The sequence below is a fragment of the Aggregatibacter aphrophilus ATCC 33389 genome (assembly GCF_900636915.1).
Taxonomy (GTDB): Bacteria; Pseudomonadota; Gammaproteobacteria; order Enterobacterales; family Pasteurellaceae; genus Aggregatibacter; species Aggregatibacter aphrophilus.
On the sequence record NZ_LR134327.1, the window covers coordinates 884428 to 901113 of the forward strand.

16 protein-coding genes are annotated in these 16686 nt (G+C 40.7%); 6 read left to right on the forward strand and 10 right to left on the reverse strand.

Translation table 11 applies throughout. The features are described 5' to 3' along the window. The first annotated feature begins 38 nt into the window (after positions 1-38). A complete protein-coding gene (gene rdgC, locus EL144_RS04280) occupies positions 39-941 on the forward strand; it encodes a recombination-associated protein RdgC (protein ID WP_005704330.1) in 903 nt (300 codons plus the stop codon). A 140-nt stretch (positions 942-1081) separates the two neighbouring features. On the opposite strand, the gene EL144_RS04285 is transcribed toward rdgC, so the two are convergent. The 3 genes from EL144_RS04285 to epmB form a co-directional block, all read right to left on the reverse strand. Then, positions 1082-1459 (reverse strand): MliC family protein, encoded by a 378-nt coding sequence (locus tag EL144_RS04285; RefSeq protein WP_005704331.1) that lies wholly within the window; start codon positions 1457-1459, stop codon positions 1082-1084. 62 nt (positions 1460-1521) lie between these two features. Then, positions 1522-2838, reverse strand: coding sequence for an opacity-associated protein OapA (gene oapA, locus EL144_RS04290; RefSeq protein ID WP_005704332.1), 1317 nt, complete (start codon positions 2836-2838; stop codon positions 1522-1524). A gap of 165 nt (positions 2839-3003) precedes the next feature. Further along, on the reverse strand, positions 3004-4023 hold the full coding sequence (gene epmB, locus EL144_RS04295; protein WP_005704333.1) for an EF-P beta-lysylation protein EpmB: 1020 nt from the start codon (positions 4021-4023) through the stop codon (positions 3004-3006). A 34-nt stretch (positions 4024-4057) separates the two neighbouring features. Between epmB and efp the strand changes: the two genes are divergently transcribed. The 3 genes from efp (at position 4058) to EL144_RS04310 (ending at position 7686) form a co-directional block, all read left to right on the forward strand. Beyond that, positions 4058-4624 (forward strand): elongation factor P, encoded by a 567-nt coding sequence (efp, locus tag EL144_RS04300; RefSeq protein WP_032995279.1) that lies wholly within the window; start codon positions 4058-4060, stop codon positions 4622-4624. 308 nt (positions 4625-4932) lie between these two features. Next, complete coding sequence (locus EL144_RS04305; RefSeq protein ID WP_005701517.1) at positions 4933-6309, forward strand: tyrosine phenol-lyase; 1377 nt, start codon at positions 4933-4935, stop codon at positions 6307-6309. Positions 6310-6471: 162 nt separating this feature from the next. Continuing rightward, positions 6472-7686, forward strand: coding sequence for an aromatic amino acid transporter (locus EL144_RS04310; protein WP_005704335.1), 1215 nt, complete (start codon positions 6472-6474; stop codon positions 7684-7686). A 42-nt stretch (positions 7687-7728) separates the two neighbouring features. On the opposite strand, the gene EL144_RS04315 is transcribed toward EL144_RS04310, so the two are convergent. The 3 genes from EL144_RS04315 to lpxH all read right to left on the reverse strand — a co-directional run bounded on the left by EL144_RS04315 (position 7729) and on the right by lpxH (position 9720). Beyond that, positions 7729-8406: a helix-turn-helix transcriptional regulator gene (locus EL144_RS04315; protein ID WP_005704336.1), complete on the reverse strand. Its 678-nt coding sequence runs from the start codon at positions 8404-8406 to the stop codon at positions 7729-7731. An 83-nt stretch (positions 8407-8489) separates the two neighbouring features. Continuing rightward, positions 8490-8996, reverse strand: a complete 507-nt coding sequence (locus tag EL144_RS04320) for a DUF2301 domain-containing membrane protein (RefSeq protein WP_005701522.1) — start codon at positions 8994-8996, stop codon at positions 8490-8492. Continuing rightward, positions 8989-9720, reverse strand: a complete 732-nt coding sequence (gene lpxH / locus EL144_RS04325) for a UDP-2,3-diacylglucosamine diphosphatase (RefSeq protein WP_005701523.1) — start codon at positions 9718-9720, stop codon at positions 8989-8991. The genes EL144_RS04320 and lpxH overlap by 8 nt, the downstream gene beginning before the upstream one ends. A 107-nt stretch (positions 9721-9827) precedes the next feature. On the opposite strand from lpxH, the gene EL144_RS04330 reads away from it, so the two are divergent. After that, complete coding sequence (locus EL144_RS04330) at positions 9828-10571, forward strand: 1-acylglycerol-3-phosphate O-acyltransferase (RefSeq protein ID WP_005704338.1); 744 nt, start codon at positions 9828-9830, stop codon at positions 10569-10571. Next, positions 10572-11984, forward strand: a complete 1413-nt coding sequence (locus EL144_RS04335; RefSeq protein ID WP_005704339.1) for a multicopper oxidase domain-containing protein — start codon at positions 10572-10574, stop codon at positions 11982-11984. A gap of 71 nt (positions 11985-12055) precedes the next feature. On the opposite strand, the gene EL144_RS04340 is transcribed toward EL144_RS04335, so the two are convergent. The 4 genes from EL144_RS04340 to pflB all read right to left on the reverse strand — a co-directional run bounded on the left by EL144_RS04340 (position 12056) and on the right by pflB (position 16665). Further along, positions 12056-12919, reverse strand: a complete 864-nt coding sequence (locus EL144_RS04340) for a DMT family transporter (protein WP_005704340.1) — start codon at positions 12917-12919, stop codon at positions 12056-12058. A 260-nt stretch (positions 12920-13179) separates the two neighbouring features. Beyond that, on the reverse strand, positions 13180-13920 hold the full coding sequence (gene pflA, locus EL144_RS04345) for a pyruvate formate lyase 1-activating protein (RefSeq protein WP_005704341.1): 741 nt from the start codon (positions 13918-13920) through the stop codon (positions 13180-13182). A 59-nt stretch (positions 13921-13979) separates the two neighbouring features. Further along, positions 13980-14267: a putative quinol monooxygenase gene (locus EL144_RS04350; RefSeq protein ID WP_032995280.1), complete on the reverse strand. Its 288-nt coding sequence runs from the start codon at positions 14265-14267 to the stop codon at positions 13980-13982. An 85-nt stretch (positions 14268-14352) separates the two neighbouring features. Further along, positions 14353-16665 (reverse strand): formate C-acetyltransferase, encoded by a 2313-nt coding sequence (pflB, locus tag EL144_RS04355; protein ID WP_005701530.1) that lies wholly within the window; start codon positions 16663-16665, stop codon positions 14353-14355. Positions 16666-16686: the final 21 nt, after the last annotated feature.

Sequence of the window (16686 nt, forward strand, 5' to 3'; positions counted from 1 at the left end):
GCGCACATTTTACCTGAATCGAAGAATAAGGATCTACTATGTTTTGGTTTAAAAACGCCATGATTTACCGTCTCACGAAGTCCTTGGATTGGTCGGAGAAAACCCTTTCTGATGCACTAGAAAATAATCAATACCATCCTTGCAATCAATCGGAGATGAGTAAATTCGGTTGGTCAACACCGTTAAAAGGCAGCGAATTGCTTTACTTCACTGTTGGCAAACAGGTTTTACTGCTGACCCAAAAAGAAGAAAAAATCCTACCGGCGCATGTGATTAAACGAGAATTGGATGCCCGCGTAGAAAAACTGGAACAAGCGGAAAATCGCAAACTGAAAAAGGTGGAAAAACAAACCCTAAAAGATGATGTGGTTGCCACACTATTGCCTCGTGCCTTCAGCAAATATCAACAAACCGCCCTTTGGATTGACGCGGAAAACAATCTGATTTATGTAGATGCCACTTCGGCCAAACGGGCAGAAGAGGCGTTGGCATTGCTTCGTAAATCACTCGGATCACTGCCGGTGGTCCCCCTCACCTTCGCCAACGAGCCAAGTTTAGTGATGCAAGAATGGGTGGCCAAAGAAAGTATTCCGCAATGGTTGGTTTCTTTAGAAGAAGCTGAATTGCGTGATGTCAATAACGGCGTGATTCGTTGCAAACAACAAGCCCTCGACAGCGATGAAATTCTCTCTTTAGTCAATTCCAAATATGTCACTAAACTAGCGCTGGAATGGGAAGAGCATTTGAGTTTTGTGTTGAACGAAGATTGCAGTTTAAAACGTCTGAAATTTGCCGATCAAATTCGAGAAAAAAATGACGATATACTGAAAGAAGATTATGCGCAACGTTTCGATGCGGATTTTGTATTAATGACAGGGATTTTAAGCAAACTCACCGAAAATCTGCTGCACGACTTCAGTGGAGAAAAAGAGCGGTTATAATTTTTAGCGTTTTTATAGGGAGCGTTTGGACCAAACCAAACGCTTTTTTATTAATAAAAACACCGAAAAAAAATCACCGCACTTTCAATGATAACAATGAAAAGTGCGGTGAAAAAATTATGTGTTTTTAGCGCGTTGTATTAGCGAGGAACACATTGTTCCGCCAACACTTCTCCAACGCTGGTTTTTAATGTAGAAAACTCTTTACGCTCTAACCAAACCCAATGAATATTAGAATAATTGCGTCCGTTCTCGGCGATAGTCGGTGAGAGTTTGTGGGTAACATTGTTAAACGTTAAGCTAATCGAATTTAGCCTACCTTTTTTATTTCTTGTGGTGTGACGAACAATACGAATGACATTATCGCCTTTGCAAACATATTCCTTCGCAGAACCTTTCTGAGTGGCTTTTTGTAAAACTTGTGGTTGCGGTTTTACCGTTTTTTCCTGCATTGCCGATTTGCCGGTACAAGCAGCTAGCCCAACTAGGGCTAATACTACAAAGCTCGCTCTTAACATAATAATTACTCTTCTAAACGGAATAAGCGTAGTTTGATGCTACGCTTATTGAATTTTATGGATTATTTTTTAAATTGATAACTACCATCAGACTGGCGAACAAAACGACTACCGTTAGATAAACGCATTTCGCTTACCCGACCTTGAGAATTCAGCGATACCTGAACTTTATCCCCCGGTTTAAAACGGCTTAATGCATTACCCGCGCCATGGGCTTTAGTCATAGCATTGACATCGGCAATCGGCAGCTTATTATCACGGAATACTTGCATCAACGTGACACCTTGCGGCACAGTTAAGGTTTTACTACCAGTAGGTGCAGGTTTGCTGCCGGAAGAACGTCCCTCTAAGATATCGACTACCTGTTTCTCAGTTTTTGCCTGTTGCTCCTTACTTTGTTGTTTTTTACCTTGTTGCGCTTTGGCTGCATTCTCAGTTTTTAACGTTTTCTCTGTCTTAGCTTTTTCAGCTTTTACCGGTTCAGATTTTTTGACGGTCTCCTGCGGTTTAACAACTTCTTGCGGTTTACTAGGCTCAACAGATGCTGTTCCTTCTGTTGTTGGTTTAACTTCAGTCGGTTTATTTTCTGCTGCGGTAGGTTGTTCCATTGCTGGAGGCGTTTGCGGTTCGGCTTGTTGTGCCGTATTGGTTGTATTTTGAGTTTCCACACCGGTATTTCCTTCAGCCGGTTGTGTCGCCGTTTCTTCCGGTTGTGCTGGCGGTGTAGGATTATCCAACACGGTTGACTCAACGTTTTGAGATTGATCTAACTGTTGGAATTGAATTGGTACATCGTTATTGCTTTGTCGCTCATAAGATTGCACAGTGTCAGAACTTGGTTTCATCCATAGGATAAAAATCAACAAAATAACCACAGCAAAAATTGCAACAAAAAGACGACGGTGTTTTTGTTGCAAGATACTTAAAATTGCCCAGTTTTCCGGATTTTTTAAACCGGCTTTTGGTTTTTCTTTAAAGTCTGAGATATCAGACTGTGATGGTTCAACAGCTTTCGTTGTTTCCTCTGTGAGAGTTTCAGACGAGTTTTCCACAGCTGACGTCTCAACTTCGTGTACTTCGCTATGCGTGGTGCTGAAGTTATTATCGATCGTGGTATTTTCAGTTTGGTTTTCGCTTGTCATGGTGGTGTCTCCAACAGCACCGGAACTACCGAATACAGGTTCTTTGCGAGTCGCAAACTGAGTTTCTATATTCTTTTGTTCTTTCTTGGCAAACAGCCCTTTGGCTTTTTCAAATAAAGAAGGTTCCGGTTTAATCACTTTTTTCGGGGTGATAGGTTCCATTTGACTAAAGCCTAAATCCAATTCATTTTGTGCCGGATTATGTTCTTTTTCAGGGTTTCTTTGTTCAGAATCCACGATATACCTCTAATTAAATAACATAATGCGACGTAAAGTGCGGTCACTTTTGCAAGTGTTTTTTCATGTTATGAAAACCACACCGACCGAATCCGTTACGCCACAATTTTATAAGTAAAAAATCCTGCTTATTCTAAAGCATCTTTTACTTTTTTGGTATCGGAATCATGCTGTATAGAGGGTTTTATTCGGTTCCCCACCAATTTCACGGGCTAATTTCGGCACCAAATAACCGGAGGTAATACGTTGTAGTTGTTTGTAGATACTTAGAGCTTGCGCATCATCAAGATAAAAATGCGCCGCACCTTCCACCTTATCCAGCAAATGCAAATAATAAGGCAAAATTCCCACTGAAAATAAACGGTCACTCAATGCTTTCAGAATGTAGGCATCGTCATTCACATCTTTCAGTAAAACCGATTGGTTTAATAATACGACACCGCAATTCTTTAATCTATCCATGGCATGAGAAAAATCCTCATCAATTTCATTGGCATGATTGACATGGGTCACTAAGATTTTTTGCAGACGCGTTTCAGCCAATATCGCACAAAGAGCATCGGTAATCCGCTGCGGAATGACCACCGGCAGACGGGAATGAATGCGTAGTCGTTTTAAGTGCGGTATGTTTTCCAAGTGTTTTATCAGCCAGTCAAGCTCATGATCTTTTGCCATCAACGGATCGCCACCGGAAAAAATCACTTCTTCAATTTCAGGATGTTGGGCGATATATTGCAATGCCGTTTGCCAATTTTGCTTCGTCCCCTTATTTTCTTCATAAGGAAAATGGCGACGAAAACAATAACGGCAATTCACTGCACACCCACCTTTTACCATAAATAACAAACGGTTATGGTATTTATGCAAAATGTTAGACACCACATTTTTGTCATCTTGCTCTTCCAAAGGATCTTTTGAGAACCCTTCAGCCTGCAAAAATTCATCGGCGGAAGACATGACTTGTAAAAATAAGGGATCACGCGGATTGCCCTTTTCCATTTTTTCTACGAAAGGCATGGGCACTCGCATAGCAAATAATTTTCGCGCTTCAATGTCTTGTTTGAATGGTTCGAAAGGGAGTTCGAGGTGTTGCAATAAAATTTTCGGGTCTGAAATTCCGTTTGCGAGATGTTCTAACCAACTTTGTTCTTCTCTAATCGGGATGTTTTGATGTAGAATAGCCACTTTTAAAAAAACAATCTTTTTTCTTGAGGATAATATGGCTACATATACTACCAGTGATTTCAAACCAGGTCTAAAATTTATGCAAGACGGCGAGCCTTGCGTGATCGTTGAAAATGAGTTCGTTAAACCCGGCAAAGGTCAAGCGTTCACCCGCACCCGTATTCGTAAATTAATTTCCGGCAAAGTATTGGATGTAAACTTCAAATCCGGTACTTCTGTTGAAGCCGCTGATGTTATGGATCTTAACTTAACTTATTCATACAAAGACGATGCCTTCTGGTATTTCATGCATCCGGAAACATTTGAACAATATTCTGCTGACGCTAAAGCCGTAGGCGATGCGGAAAAATGGTTATTAGACCAAGCAGATTGTATCGTTACCTTATGGAATGGAGCGCCAATTACTGTGACACCACCAAACTTCGTTGAGTTAGAAATCGTTGATACCGATCCGGGTCTTAAAGGTGATACCGCTGGTACCGGTGGTAAACCGGCAACGTTAAGCACTGGTGCAGTGGTGAAAGTGCCATTATTCGTACAAATCGGTGAAATGATTCGCGTGGATACCCGTTCCGGCGAATACGTTTCTCGCGTGAAATAAAAACGCGTTCATATTTCACAACACATTATATTAGGCCCGCCACTTGAGCGGGTCTATTTTTTGTCTCTTTTCATTACTTCCTCTTCATTAAATAGCAATTTTGTTCATAAATCACACATAACCGGATAAAAATTTATTATTTAACAAAAAATAAATAAATTTTAATAATTTTTTATTATTTGTGACAGTGTTCACAGTTATTGAGAAAAATTTCTATTAGTATAGCTACAACTCGATGATAGATGTTTGAGAAACGAGTTATGAAAAAACATGGACTTTAAAACTCATCATAATATAGGAGACACATTATGACATACTATCCAGCTGAGCCGTTCCGAATCAAAAGTGTTGAACCGGTTTCCATTTTACCGAAAGCAGAACGTGAAAAAGCCATGAAAGAAGCAGGTTATAATACCTTCTTACTTGACTCAAAAGACGTGTATATCGATCTCTTAACTGACAGTGGTACCAATGCGATGAGTGACCGTCAATGGGCAGGTATGATGTTAGGTGACGAGGCATATGCAGGTAGTCGAAACTTCTATCATCTACAAGAAACCGTTCAAGAATTATTCGGATTCAAACATATTGTACCGACCCACCAAGGCCGTGGTGCGGAGAACATTCTTTCCCGCATTGCAATTAAACCGGGGCAATATGTACCGGGTAATATGTACTTCACCACCACCCGTTATCACCAAGAAGCCAATGGCGGTATTTTCTATGACATTATTCGTGATGAGGCGCACGATGCGTCATTAGATATTCCATTTAAAGGTGATATCGATGTTAAAAAATTAGAAAATCTTATTAATGAAAAAGGGGCTGAAAACATTGCTTATGTGTGTTTGGCTGTCACAGTAAACCTCGCCGGAGGTCAACCTGTTTCCATCGCCAACATGAAAGCCGTGCGCGAACTCACTGCCAAACATGGCATCAAAGTGTTCTATGATGCCACCCGTTGTATAGAAAATGCTTACTTCATTAAAGAGCAAGAAGAAGGCTATAAAGATCGTTCCATTAAATCCATCGTACACGAAATGTTCAGCTACGCTGATGGCTGTACCATGAGTGGTAAAAAAGACTGCTTAACCAATATCGGTGGTTTCTTGTGTATGAATGATGAAGAATTATTCATGAAAGCCAAAGAGTTAGTCGTGGTATTTGAAGGTATGCCGTCTTACGGTGGTATGGCTGGTCGTGATATGGAAGCGATGGCCATTGGTTTGAAAGAAGCTACACAGGAAGAGTACATTGAACATCGAGTTAAACAAGTCCGTTACCTCGGTGAAAAATTAAAAGCCGCCGGTGTACCGATTGTTGAACCAGTCGGTGGTCATGCAGTGTTCTTAGATGCTCGTCGTTTCTGTCCACATTTGAAACAAGAAGAAGACTTCCCTGCACAAGCATTAGCTGCAGCAATCTATGTTGAATGCGGTGTACGCACAATGGAACGGGGTATTATTTCAGCTGGTCGTGATATCAAAACTGGCGAAAACCACCATCCAAAATTGGAAACCGTGCGTATCACTATTCCTCGTCGTGTTTATACTTATACCCACATGGATTTAGTGGCAGACGGTATTATCCATCTATTCAAACATAAACAAGACATTAAAGGTCTTCGTTTCGTGTATGAACCGAAACAGCTTCGTTTCTTCACTGCACGCTTTGAACAGAAATAATCATAAAGGCCCTTACTTCGAAAACAGAGTAAGGGCTTTTTGTACTCGGATAATATTTAATGAGGAAAATGCGAAAACATTCTAATGAGACATTGTTGTTCGATGTATTGTCAAATAAGGAAGTGACTAGCCTTTCTACCTGAATAAGAAAGGAGAAAACTCATGAACAAAACATTAGGCAGTACGCTGATTACTTCAGGCACGATGATCGGCGCAGGGATGCTTGCCATGCCACTGACTTCGGCGGGTATTGGTTTCACATTTACAGTGATCTTACTTTGTGCTTTATGGGTATTACTGACTTACAGCGCGCTACTTTTCGTTGAGGTATATCAAACGGCAGAATACGATGCCGGAATAGGAACTCTCGCGGCCCAGTACTTTGGCAAAACGGGACGTATTGTGGCAACAACCGTATTGATGGTTTTCCTATTTGCCTTGCTCTCTGCTTATGTCACCGGAGGTGGTGGCATCCTCGCCTCAACCTTACCGGATTTCGCTACGCCGGAACTCAAAATGAAAGGTTCTATTTTAGCGTTTACTCTTTTCTTTGGCATATTTGTGGTTATCGGAACAAAAATTGTTGATGGTTTTAATCGCATTTTATTCTTCACCATGATTGCTGCATTGCTCATTGTATTAGGGCTAATGATTCCGGAAATTAAAGTAGATAATTTAATGGCAATGCCAATTAACAACACCCTACTCATTTCTGCCAGCCCGGTGTTTTTCACCGCATTTGGTTTCCACGGCTCCATACCTTGTTTAAATAAGTATTTGGAAGGCGACGTAAAAGCGTTAAGAATATCCATTATAGTAGGATCGGCCATCACCTTAATTGGCTATCTTCTTTGGCAATTTTCTACCCATGGCGTACTTAGCCAAACTCGTTTCCTAGAAATTTTAAATAACGACCCAACATTAAATGGATTGGTTGAGGCGGTACGAGTCATCACCGGAAGTAGTATGATAGCCACTGTTGTAAAAATATTTTCGGCTTTAGCCTTAATCACCTCATTCTTAGGTGTAGCGCTTGGTTTGCTTGAATGTATTGAGGATTTATTAAAACGCGCCTTCAACATCAATGCCAATAGACTATTTTTGGGTTTCTTAACCTTCCTTCCACCATTGCTTTTCGCCTTTTTCTACCCAGAGGGATTCATTCTAGCATTAGGTTATGCAGGGCAAATGTTTGCATTCTATGCAGTGGTTTTACCGGCTGCACTGGTATGGAAAACACGACAACAACATCCGAATTTATCATATCGGGTACCTGGTGGTTCAGGCCTACTTCTTTTGGTTTCTATTTTCGGAATCATTATCGTCAGCATCCCATTTTTAATTAAGCTGGGTTATTTGCCGGTTGTGGTAGGTTAAAAAAAATTGACATTCTAACCGCACTTTAGGATGTCAATTTTTCTATTCTTTATTTTTAATTAATTTCAAATGCCGATAAACACTTGGCACAGACATTTTTAAAAATTTCGCTACTATAGGAATAGCCCCCTTTATATTAAAAATACCTTTATCAAATAACACCTTAATTGAATATTCTTTTTGTCTTAAGGTTAAATTCTTATCGGTATCTAATGACATTAAATCAATATATTCCGATAAAATTTCCTCAATAGAATGTTCTAATTTTTCTTTACTGGTAATTTCTGATTCTTCACTATTATTTAATGCAGGATCGATACCTAACACATTCACAAAACTACCTAGATTCTCCAGCGAAATTAATTTTGACATTGTCTCTACCAGCTCGGAAGTATCGTGGTTAATACACAAAATACCTTCTAACTTATCGCCGTTTTTAATAAAAAATGTAGAACCGCGAATCATCTTATCGGAATCGGCCACCGCCTTATAATTAAAGATAAAATCCTTATCTAAATACACTTTTTCCTGCAGCATACTAGATGCAAAAGAGCTGAGCGGAGAAGATAATGTCCGACCACTCACATGACTATTAGCGATAGCCTCCATTGAGGCCTTATTCTTGTCAATGGAATGAAAAACGACTTCATATTTAGGCCCCAACACATTACCTAAAAAATGCGTTAGACCAATAAAATATTTCTTTTGAACATTATTCATAACACACACCCTAATAATCACCGATAATTTATTCTATACCCATCCTATTAAATATCAAATGATGAATAAATTACCAGTTTTCATCAAACTTGATATTTCGTTTTATCGCCAATATCAAAGTGTAACGGCATACGCCATTTTTGGATGCTTAAAACTAAAATAAGAATACCTGTAATAAAAGATAATAATGTACTAAGCCAAACGATATGAAAAACCCAACTAAACCACAATAGTACGAAAAAAATCGGTTGCAAATTCAATGCAAATACACGGAAACAAAAATATTCCTTGTAACTCAATCCGCCCAACACTAAAAATGCCGCGCCCAACGCCAACAGAGGAAAGCCCAAAATTTGACACAATAGACCAAGCCACATCGCGAATTGAAAAATAAAACGGAAATTTTTCATATATAAATGCACGCAGGAAGCACACAATGTCGCCGCAATTAATAGCCCGATTTGCGCCGTTTCCGGATACCAGGGTAATATAAACAACATCGGTGCCGCCAAACAGAAACCTGAACGATATAGAATCACCGTTGCATAATCCCAAACATCCATAGGGGATTTAATATGTGGATCAGCCATTTTCTCTCCTTAAATTATCATTAATAAATTGAATCGCATTCGGGCTCACTTCCAAAATAGAAGATGTCTCACCCCAATCGCCTAACACAATGCGGGTAAAGTGCGGTGGAATTTCGTGGCGTTTTTGTCGATGGGTATGTCCGTGAATCATTTGCGTGACATTAAATTTATGGAAGGTTTGCAATACAAAATCTGCATTAACATCCATAATTTCTGTCGGTTTATATTGTTTATCCTGTCGGCTTTTCGTCCGAATTTTCTCGGCGATTTTTAACCGCACTTTTAACGGCAAATGTAAAAATAACCACTGCCGCCATTTTTGATGGACTTTTTTGCGATACTGTTGATATTTTACATCGTCCACACACAAAGTATCACCATGACACAACAACGTTGGCTCCCCGTATAAATCAATCACTTGATATGTCGGTAAAATCGTCAAACCGCAAGCCTGGGCGAATGTCTGACCAATTAAGAAATCACGGTTTCCATGTTGGAAATAACATTGCACGCCTTGTTCTGTCAGATTTTTTATCAGTTCTTGTACTTCACTGATAAGTTCGGATTTCTCATCATCACCAATCCAAAAATCAAATAAATCGCCCAAAATATAGAGTTTTTCTGCTTGCGGTGCTTGTTCCAACATAAATTGACGGAAAAGTTGCGTTAAGTGCAGTCGATTTTCGGTGAGATGTAAATCCGCAATAAAATACGTTTTTTGCATAAGAATATCATTAAAAATTTTTAACTAGACTATCATATTTACTAGTTATTAATACACATATTCCATTAATTTAGCTATACTTAGGCAAATTTTCAAGAGGCTTTATCATGTTAAAAATTGCCAGAATTTTTATTGTTACTATTTGCTGTATTCTGATTTGTGTTTTAGGCACAGTCTATTCTTTCATCCGTTTCCGCAACCCAAGTAACGTAGGCATTTTTGCCCGTTGGTTCGGACGCCTGCATCCATTATTCGGTTTAAAAGTCGAACACCGCTACCCTGCTAACGTCAATCAGATTGGACGTTGTATTTATATCGGTAACCATCAAAACAACTACGACATGGTCACTATTTCCTACATGGTTATGCCACGCACCGTCAGCGTAGGCAAAAAAAGCCTGATTTGGGTGCCATTTTTCGGCATTTTATATTGGGCAACCGGTAACATTTTCTTAGATCGCGATAATCGTTCCAAAGCGCATAACACCATGACCGAACTCGCTCGTCGCATTAATGAAGATAACTTGTCCATTTGGATGTTCCCTGAAGGTACCCGTAGCCGCGGACGTGGTTTGTTACCGTTTAAAACTGGTGCCTTTCATGCTGCCATTGCCGCAGGCGTGCCGATTGTACCTGTGGTTTGCTCCACAACACACAATAAAATCGATTTAAATCGTTGGGATAACGGTAAAGTTATTTGTGAAATGTTGGAACCGATTGATGTATCAGGCTATACCCGTGACAATGTGCGCGAACTGGCGGAATATTGCCACGATCTGATGCAAAAACGCATTAACGAGTTAGATCAAGAAATCGCTCAAACGCAATGCTCAGAGAATAAGCAGGCTTAAATGAAAAACTGTTCCCGTCGTCAGCTGTTAAAAACAACTTTATTTTCTACCGCACTTTTCAGTGTGCCGGCCCCCTTGTTAGCAGCAACTCGTCCCACGTTGACGATTCCGCCGTTGTTTGAAACGCGACGGGGGAAACCGATTTTCCTCAATTTACAAAATACGCAAGCATCGCTATTGCCGGGCAAACGTACTGAGGTTTGGGGGTTTAATGGGGTATATTTAGGCCCGACCATTAAAATTAAAAAAGATGATTTTGCCAAACTTAACTGGAAAAATAACTTGCCACAATTTGTTGCTATGAACATTCAAGGGTTACAGGCCTCCGGCGAACTCATAGGTGGCATCGCCAAAAATTTGCAAAAAGACGAAACTTGGGCACCAATCATTCCCATCACCCAAGCGCCATCCACCTGTTGGTATCACGCTTGTACCCTTGCCAATTCTGCCTATCAAACCTATCGCGGATTGCTCGGATTATGGATGATTGAAGACAAAGAAAGCACTAAACTCGGTCTACCGCAAAAATACGGCGTAGACGACATTCCCTTGATTCTCCAAGACATGCAGTTGAACACCGAAGGCACACAACTGTTCCAACAACATCAAGGCCGTTTTATTGGTGAACGCTTGTTCGTGAATGGCCAAGAAGCGCCTTATCTCACTGTGCCTCGCGGGTTAGTACGATTGCGCGTACTCAATGCTTCTCTTTCCCGCACCTATGAATTGCGTTTCGATGATGAGCGGGAATTTACCCTTATCGCACAAGATCTTGGTTTCTTGCCGCAAGGCCAAAAACGCAATGTGGTCATGCTTGCCCCAAGTGAGCGTGTAGAAATTTTGGTGGACTTAAACGATGGCGAAAACGTCAGCCTAATCACCGGCACAAAACGGGGCATTTTAGATAACATCAGTCACTTCTTTGGTTCTGATGGTGAATTAATTGATAACACCATTTTGGAATTACGCCCGGAAGGTCTCGCTGGTGCTTTTGAGAAAAAAGAACAAACGTGGCAATTTAATACCGACGCACCGAGCCTATTATCGACCAAAGTTCAACAAGAACGTGCTTTTCATATTGATGTCGGCAACGCCACCATCAACAAAAACCGTTTAGACCCGCGCCGTTTGGATGTTTCCGCAAAATTAGGCAGTGTGGAACGTTGGACATTAAGCGCATCCTCACCTGTAGGTTTTGCCATTCGGGGGGCTAAATTTATTGTTGAATCTGTCAATGGCAAGGCCTTAGAAGCAAGTGAAATCGGTTGGAAGGACAGTGTGTTAATCAACGGCAAAGTGTCCATTTTAGTAAAATTTGAAAACACCTCATCCAACAATTACCCGTTCACTTTCGGCGCTTCCGACTTAATGTTAGCCGATAAAGGTTGCATAGGATTGATGTTGGTACAATAAAAATAACAAAAAAACCGACCGCACTTTGATATTCAAGCATTAAGTGCGGTCGGTTTTTCTTGTGTTTTTTGTTAGCTTGCACGTCGAATCAAACGCGGATAAACACTCGAAATTAATGTGGTGGCGATTACCGCTAAAATTCCCAGCCAAGACAATGGGCTAATGTTTTCGCCCAATAATAATACTGCCAAAATAATAGCGAATACCGGTTCTAGAGAAACCAAAATCCCCGCTAGGTTGGAATCCACACTATTAATCCCCTTGTTCCACAAATAATACGCCAACCAACTGCAACCGATACCAATATAAAGCAAACCTGCAACACCTTGCCAATTCCAATGAATTGGCCAGCTTTCGGTAAGCCAAAGGGTGAAAGGAATGCAGGTTATCGTGCCAAACACAATGCTACTTGTGGTATAAACTTGGGCGGTTAATTGTACGATAACTTTTTGCGTCCAACGCAAGCACGAAGCAAATACCACGCCGGCAAGCAGTACTAAGCCACACCCGAGCAGGCTGATATTACCCGTTTCCTCGCCGCCATAAATCAACATGACCACTCCGAGAAATGCGATCAAACCAAAAATCCAGTGATGGGTTTGGGCTTTGTCGCCCCAAAAAAAATGCCCAATAAGTACCACCAAGAAAGGCTCCAACCCCAGCATGGTTGACGCGCTGGATGCGGAAGTATGACTTAAGCCAATAAATTGCAACAAAAAAATCGCAGGGTAATTCAAAAATCCCAGCCACCACACTTGCGGACGTACTTCTTTTGGCACACGTTTCCAAACGCGCATAAACATTGGCAATACAATCAAAGTTGCAATTAATAAGCGCAATTGCACCATCAACACCGGATCCAACATGCTGTAAGTGTATTTACCGGCGACGAAAGAACTGCTCCATAAAAATAATGCGATGAGAATGTAGCGCATGGGATTCCTTATAAAACAGAGGGGCTAAGTGGCTATTGTAGTGCGCTTTTAAGGTAGCGTAAACGAAAGAAAAAGGTTTATTTTTTGAGGAAAGTGCAGTCATTTTTTAAGTGTTTTTTTAACTACACTTTATGAGATTTCACTTAATAACGCATACTTTCTAGACAATGCTTGTAATACATTGATATAAAAAATAAAAAGGCACGCGTTAGGAAACGCGCGCCATCAGAGTTTTTTAGCTTAGACAATCGTTGTTCAGATTAATATTTCACAATGTGACCGTAACTTTCAAGAATAGTCTTAATGTGCTCTAAGGATTCTTTTGTCGGTGGTTTTACGTCTTCCAACTCGTATTTCTCGCCCATGGCCGTCCATTTATGCACACCTAAGCGGTGATATGGCAACAGATCTACTCTTTCAATATTGGTCATACCTTCAATAAATTTACCCAATAAATGTATGTCATTATCAGAATCTGTATAACCTGGCACCACTACATAGCGAACCCATACACGTTGGTTGCGTTTTTGTAGGTATTTGGCAAATTCAAGGGGACGCTTATTAGGAACGCCAATAAGAATTTGATGTACTTGGTCGTTGAGTTCTTTTAAATCTAACAACACTAGGTCAGTAACATCTATGAGTTCATCAATAACATGATCATAATGACGTACAAAACCGTTGGTATCCAAACAGGTGCTGATGCCTTCTTTTTTACAGGCACGGAACCAATCGCGCACAAATTCCGCCTGCAAAATTGCCTCACCGCCGGAAGCCGTCACGCCACCGCCGGAGGCATTCATAAAATGACGATAACTCACCACTTCTTTCATTAATTCTTCCACAGTGACTTCTTTGCCACCGTGTACATCCCAAGTATCGCGGTTATGGCAATACTTGCAACGCATTAAACAGCCTTGCAAAAACAGAATAAAACGAATGCCCGGCCCATCAACGGTGCCGCAAGATTCATAAGAGTGGATTCTTCCTACAACTGACATGTATTCCTCAATAATTCGTCATGAATAGCTAAAAAAGTGCGGTTATTTTTCTCAACGTTTTATTCCGCTTTTTGGAACATTTGCACCACAGAAGACTGTTCGCAATATTCAATTAATGCGGGAACGATGGAGGTAAAATGCGGAGTGGTAAAATGTTGTTCTAAATCCGCCTTGCTTTTCCATTGTTCAAGAAAAACATAATGGTTTGCCTGTTCGGTGTTTTTTTGTAATTCATAGGAAACACAACCGGCTTCTTGGCGGGTATGTTTAATTAATTCTTGGCATTTTGCTAAAAATTGGGGAATCTTCTCGCTTTTCACTGAAAATTGGGCAATTACGTTAATCATTTTACTTTCCTGAATATTAGAAAAAAAATCAGACCGCTCACCTTTCGGTAAGCGGCTGAATATTAACACATTTTATATCGCTCAATTACATAGTTTGAGTAAATGTACGGGTGATAACGTCTTGTTGTTGCTCTTTGGTTAATGAGTTAAAACGTACGGCATAACCGGAGACACGAATGGTTAATTGTGGATATTTTTCCGGATTTTCCATAGCGTCTAACAACATTTCACGGTTCATGACGTTGACGTTCAAGTGTTGACCGCCTTCTACTTCCGCTTCATGGTGGAAGTAACCATCCATTAAACCTGCCAAGTTACGTTTTTGTGCTTCGTACTCTTTACCTAACGCATTTGGCACGATAGAGAAGGTATAAGAAATACCGTCCTTCGCGTAAGCAAATGGTAATTTAGCCACAGACGTTAAGGAGGCTACCGCACCTTTTTGGTCACGACCGTGCATTGGGTTTGCACCTGGTCCAAATGGCGCTCCTGCACGACGACCGTCCGGTGTATTACCTGTTTTCTTACCATATACCACGTTAGAAGTAATAGTAAGCACAGATTGTGTCGGAGTCGCGTTGCGATAAGTTTTGTGAGTTTGAATTTTCTTCATGAAACGTTCAACTAGGTCACAAGCGATGTCATCTACGCGAGGGTCGTTGTTACCAAATTGCGGATATTCGCCTTCGATTTCGAAGTCAGTTGCCACGTTAGAGGCCACAACATTACCATCTTTATCTTTGATGTCGCCACGAATTGGTTTCACTTTCGCATATTTGATTGCAGCTAAAGAGTCGGCAGCAACAGAAAGCCCTGCGATACCGCAAGCCATAGTGCGATAAACATCACGATCATGGAATGCCATCAATGCTGCTTCATAAGCATATTTATCATGCATGAAGTGGATGATATTCAATGCGGTCACATATTGTGTTGCTAACCAATCCATGAAGCTGTCCATGCGGGTCATCACAGTATCGAAATCAAGTACTTCATCTTTGATTGGCTCGGTTTTCGGACCTACTTGCATACCGTTTTTCTCATCGATACCGCCGTTGATTGCGTATAACAAGGTTTTCGCCAAGTTCGCACGCGCACCAAAGAATTGCATTTGTTTACCCACCACCATTGGGGATACACAACAAGCAATCGCATAGTCATCGCTGTTGAAATCCGGACGCATTAAATCATCGTTTTCGTATTGTACGGAAGAAGTATCAATAGACACTTTAGCACAGAAACGTTTGAATGCTTCAGGTAATTTTTCAGACCAAAGAATGGTTAAGTTTGGTTCCGGAGATGGCCCCATGGTATATAGGGTGTGTAAAATACGGAAGCTGTTTTTGGTGACTAATGTACGTCCATCTAATCCCATACCACCTAGAGTTTCGGTTGCCCACATTGGGTCACCGGAGAACAATTGATCGTATTCAGGTGTACGTAAGAAACGTACCATACGAAGTTTCATCACTAAGTGGTCGATTAATTCTTGTGCTTCTTGTTCGGTAATTTTGCCGTTTTTCAAATCACGTTCAATATAAATATCTAAGAAGGAAGAAATACGACCGAAGGACATCGCCGCACCGTTTTGTGATTTCACAGCCGCTAAATAAGCGAAATAAGTCCATTGAACGGCTTCGTGTGCATTAGTAGCCGGGTTGGATACATCGTAACCGTAAGAAGCCGCCATTTCTTTAATTTTGCCTAATGCACGATGTTGTTCGGCAATTTCTTCACGTAATTGAATAGTCGCTTGAATGTCTTCACCACGTTCTAATTTTGCTTGTAATGAATTGAATTGTTTTTTCTTATCAGCCATTAAATAGTCGATACCATAAACGGCTAAACGACGATAATCACCGATAATACGACCACGACCGTAAGCATCCGGTAAACCGGTTAACACGCCTGATTTACGGCAACGAAGGATATCCGGTGTATAAACATCAAACACACCTTGGTTATGGGTTTTACGATATTCGGTGAAAATATGTTCTACTTCTGGATCTAATTGACGACCGTAAACTTCGCAAGAGCCTTTAACCATTTTGATACCGCCGAATGGCATAATGGCACGTTTTAATGGAGCATCGGTTTGAAGACCAACGATTTTTTCTAATTCTTTGTTAATATAGCCTGGTTTGTGAGAAGTGATGGTTGACGGGTTATCAGTATCAAAATCTAACGGCTCATGCGTTTTATTTTCGATTTTGATGCCTTCCATTACTTTATCCCACAACGCTGTTGTTGCTGGCGTTGCATCAGCTAAGAAAGATTCATCTCCTTCATACGGCGTATAGTTTTTTTGGATAAAGTCGCGTACGTTAACTTCATTTTGCCAATCTCCACCGACAAAACCTTCCCAAGCCTTTTGTTGAGCTTCTGTTAATTGAGTCATAACATTCCTCTTTTAGATTAT

Coding starts and splice junctions, on each gene's coding strand:
- lpxH (WP_005701523.1), bottom strand. CDS start 9,720: ATGCAAAAAACGTATTTTATTGCGGATTTACATCTCACCGAAAATCGA.
- EL144_RS04320 (WP_005701522.1), bottom strand. CDS start 8,996: ATGGCTGATCCACATATTAAATCCCCTATGGATGTTTGGGATTATGCA.
- EL144_RS04340 (WP_005704340.1), bottom strand. CDS start 12,919: ATGCGCTACATTCTCATCGCATTATTTTTATGGAGCAGTTCTTTCGTC.
- EL144_RS04305 (WP_005701517.1), top strand. CDS start 4,933: ATGACATACTATCCAGCTGAGCCGTTCCGAATCAAAAGTGTTGAACCG.
- EL144_RS04285 (WP_005704331.1), bottom strand. CDS start 1,459: ATGTTAAGAGCGAGCTTTGTAGTATTAGCCCTAGTTGGGCTAGCTGCT.
- pflA (WP_005704341.1), bottom strand. CDS start 13,920: ATGTCAGTTGTAGGAAGAATCCACTCTTATGAATCTTGCGGCACCGTT.
- EL144_RS04350 (WP_032995280.1), bottom strand. CDS start 14,267: ATGATTAACGTAATTGCCCAATTTTCAGTGAAAAGCGAGAAGATTCCC.
- EL144_RS04310 (WP_005704335.1), top strand. CDS start 6,472: ATGAACAAAACATTAGGCAGTACGCTGATTACTTCAGGCACGATGATC.
- EL144_RS04330 (WP_005704338.1), top strand. CDS start 9,828: ATGTTAAAAATTGCCAGAATTTTTATTGTTACTATTTGCTGTATTCTG.
- EL144_RS04315 (WP_005704336.1), bottom strand. CDS start 8,406: ATGAATAATGTTCAAAAGAAATATTTTATTGGTCTAACGCATTTTTTA.
- rdgC (WP_005704330.1), top strand. CDS start 39: ATGTTTTGGTTTAAAAACGCCATGATTTACCGTCTCACGAAGTCCTTG.
- pflB (WP_005701530.1), bottom strand. CDS start 16,665: ATGACTCAATTAACAGAAGCTCAACAAAAGGCTTGGGAAGGTTTTGTC.
- EL144_RS04335 (WP_005704339.1), top strand. CDS start 10,572: ATGAAAAACTGTTCCCGTCGTCAGCTGTTAAAAACAACTTTATTTTCT.
- efp (WP_032995279.1), top strand. CDS start 4,058: ATGGCTACATATACTACCAGTGATTTCAAACCAGGTCTAAAATTTATG.